Raw genomic sequence first — 2659 nt, forward strand, 5'->3', positions numbered from 1 at the left:
AGCCTTTCGCCTGTTAACAGGGGCGAACCGAAACGATGCATCAATTCACGCTCTAACTCAAAAGCCAGTGTCTCCACGTCACTACTGAGCTTTTTATTCATGTTGCAACCTACTTCGATTTGGTGGGATTAACTAAGAATACAAAGCTAAGCTAAACTTGCATAAGGCTTTCTTTTGCAATTAAAGGCACGAGTTTGTGTGGAGGATATCAGTGAAAAACTATCATTTTCCGAGGCTTAGATTCGGCGAGAATAGTTTGGCATTCAGATTGCGAAATTTCTTAGACACATGTACACCTTCGAGAACTATCTTGGCCTGAGCCGAGACACAAGGTCACTTGCTACCCGCTACGGGTGTGCTTGCTTGAAGGCGTACCTGGATGCCCCAAGTGCCTATGGAATGAAAAAGAAGTTATTTGCCGAGGATGAACAACGGCGTCACAGCTCAGAATGGCTAAACAATTCGTCCCGTTTCTTTAATAAAAAAGAGCAGGGTGAGCCGGTCATCAGAGAGTATGTTGTTGACGACATTGACCGTCGTCTGAACGCAGAGTTTTCTTTTAAGACGTTACTCTGCCACCCCCTGTGGCAACTTATCGACAATGCTCAACCTTCAACGCAATCCATCAAAGAGGTATTGGTTAACCTCCCGGCAAGCTATGTCAACTTACTATATAGAGAGGATGCTGACGGCAACCCTGCCGGAAGGAAGAAAATAAATGGATATAAACTGATAGATCGCACCGACATCCACGCTTTGACTTGCTGGATAGCCTTTTGTTTGGAGTCCACAGAACCCAAAAAAACCGTGCTGGATACACCTCAGTTATTAGCACTTCAATATCTTCTGAAAATTGGCCTTACGACTCCTTTTGCTTCAATAATCGTCGAGTTTTACAATTACTTGAACCAGCAATTTGGGTATCTCTATGCTAATCAGGTCATGCCCTCAGCTCACTATGCCCATGTTTTTCATATGCCGGATGGTAATCTGGGATATCTGCCGATGCGACTGATATCAGCAGGGCCACTTGGTATTGAACCTGTGTTATCGTTTTATCAGGAACTTTGTCGGCGGGCCACCCAACTTAAACTGGTGCCAGATACCAAAGAAGGCCAGCTCTGTTTTTACAACTTCATCCGTCATACCGAAATCCAGAAACTTATCGATTCGCTTTTTTTGGCCGACAACCATCCCACTTCTTTGAAAGAACTCAAGCGACGGATCTCCATTTTTGGGCAACATTAACAGCAGCCTGATCAGTCAAAAGCAGTAGAAGTGATCACTTGTGAACAGCAGAAGTGATCAATTGCACCAGTGCCGCCAGGTAGTGGCGCTGCACCAAATTGCGCACACGGCTGTTAGAGACTGAACTCTTCTACTGGTCACGACTGCCCAAGCCGCTGGTCAAATTGCCCAGTTTTAGACAAGGAAAAGCCCCAATAAATGGGGCTGATTTGTATGAAATGTTAAAGCTTACCAAAAATCTGCTTATAGTCCTCTAGACTTCCACCAACTTTCTGTTAATAGGTCAGAAGAAAGCTCTGAACTAATATCCAACCCTAATTCATCTATTAAATCAAACCATTCATCACGAAGGCTCATTGGAAGTTTTTGAGCACACCATGGGCAATAAGTAATTAAAATTACAGATGTGCCACCATCGTCAACTCTTATGCCATATTCTCTAAATTTTCCGTTGTACTGCAATGAACCGTGAGTTTTCGCTAAATTGTTTAACATCTGTGAACAGCAATGATTGCTCATTTGTCCTACCTATAAGTCTATTGTTCTACCTTGAACAGCATTTTTATACATCTGCCCTGATTTAGGATCCATTGAGCCCATATGCCGTCCTTTACTATCATAAACCTCGATATCATTATGAGTATGATCCCATTCATAATACCTTCTGTTTTTACCTGTTAAACCATTTGTTTTTGTTTTACCTCTATGAGAGTGTAGATTCTTCCAAACTTTACTTTCTTGCTTCGAAATATTTTGTTTTCTGTCATTTTCATCATCTGGATCAGGCATTGGTGAGCCAGGACTTGAAACTGCATCCCCCCTCATCATTGCTAACGCTTTTAATGAGTCTGATTTATTGCCATGAGACATGTTATAAGCGACAAATCCAGCTCCAGCAACTATAGCCAACCCATCACCTATTGGTGCAGGCCCATCAACGGCCGCCATCACGAATAAGAAACTGGCTTGAGAGGCTGTAATCATACCTGCTGAAGGAGGTGTGTAGACGGTCTGGTAGTTCTCCATTCCTTCAGCATTTTGGCCTATGTAGCTCCAGCCATCATTTTCCGTAGGCTTAGGTGCCGTTTCTCCGTTAGCAGCAATTTGTCCCTGTCCATTCAACTCACTTACTTGAAGGTTTGCAGGAGTTTTTTGTTGTACTAAAGGTGCTCCATTGCTAGTTACTTTTGCTTCTGACTTTTTCTTACCTGAGCCGCCGCTCCCAGCATCAAAGACAACTGAGCATCCTGCAACATCTTTACCTTTGATGTGAGTTCCCGTTGAACAATACCCAGTCGGATCAGTCCCTGCCAGCGGGTTGTTCATTATGTAACTGTACGGGTTCACCGATTGAGTCGAAGTCGGACTCTGGATCAGCGGATCCACCGACATAAACCGCCCGAGATTATAA

The 2659-nt window shown here is 43.7% G+C and carries 3 protein-coding genes; 1 reads left to right on the top strand and 2 read right to left on the bottom strand.

Annotation, left to right across the window (positions count from 1 at the left end; all coding sequences use genetic code 11):
* Positions 1–399 precede the first annotated feature (399 nt).
* Positions 400–1248: a hypothetical protein gene (locus COW15_RS07670; protein WP_293631463.1), complete on the top strand. Its 849-nt coding sequence runs from the start codon at positions 400–402 to the stop codon at positions 1246–1248.
* Between the two features lie 243 nt (positions 1249–1491).
* On the opposite strand, the gene COW15_RS07675 is transcribed toward COW15_RS07670, so the two are convergent.
* Complete coding sequence (locus tag COW15_RS07675; protein ID WP_261762579.1) at positions 1492–1767, bottom strand: hypothetical protein; 276 nt, start codon at positions 1765–1767, stop codon at positions 1492–1494.
* A gap of 9 nt (positions 1768–1776) precedes the next feature.
* Positions 1777–2659 (bottom strand): colicin E3/pyocin S6 family cytotoxin (locus COW15_RS07680; protein ID WP_293631470.1); only part of this gene is annotated, 883 nt, incomplete at its 5' end.

The sequence above is a fragment of the Shewanella sp. CG12_big_fil_rev_8_21_14_0_65_47_15 genome, from assembly GCF_002783505.1.
Lineage (GTDB): Bacteria > Pseudomonadota > Gammaproteobacteria > Enterobacterales > Shewanellaceae > Shewanella.

Excerpts from the sequence above, each read along its gene's own strand:
- COW15_RS07670 (WP_293631463.1), top strand. The coding sequence starts at position 400 with ATGAAAAAGAAGTTATTTGCCGAGGATGAACAACGGCGTCACAGCTCA.
- COW15_RS07675 (WP_261762579.1), bottom strand. The coding sequence starts at position 1,767 with ATGAGCAATCATTGCTGTTCACAGATGTTAAACAATTTAGCGAAAACT.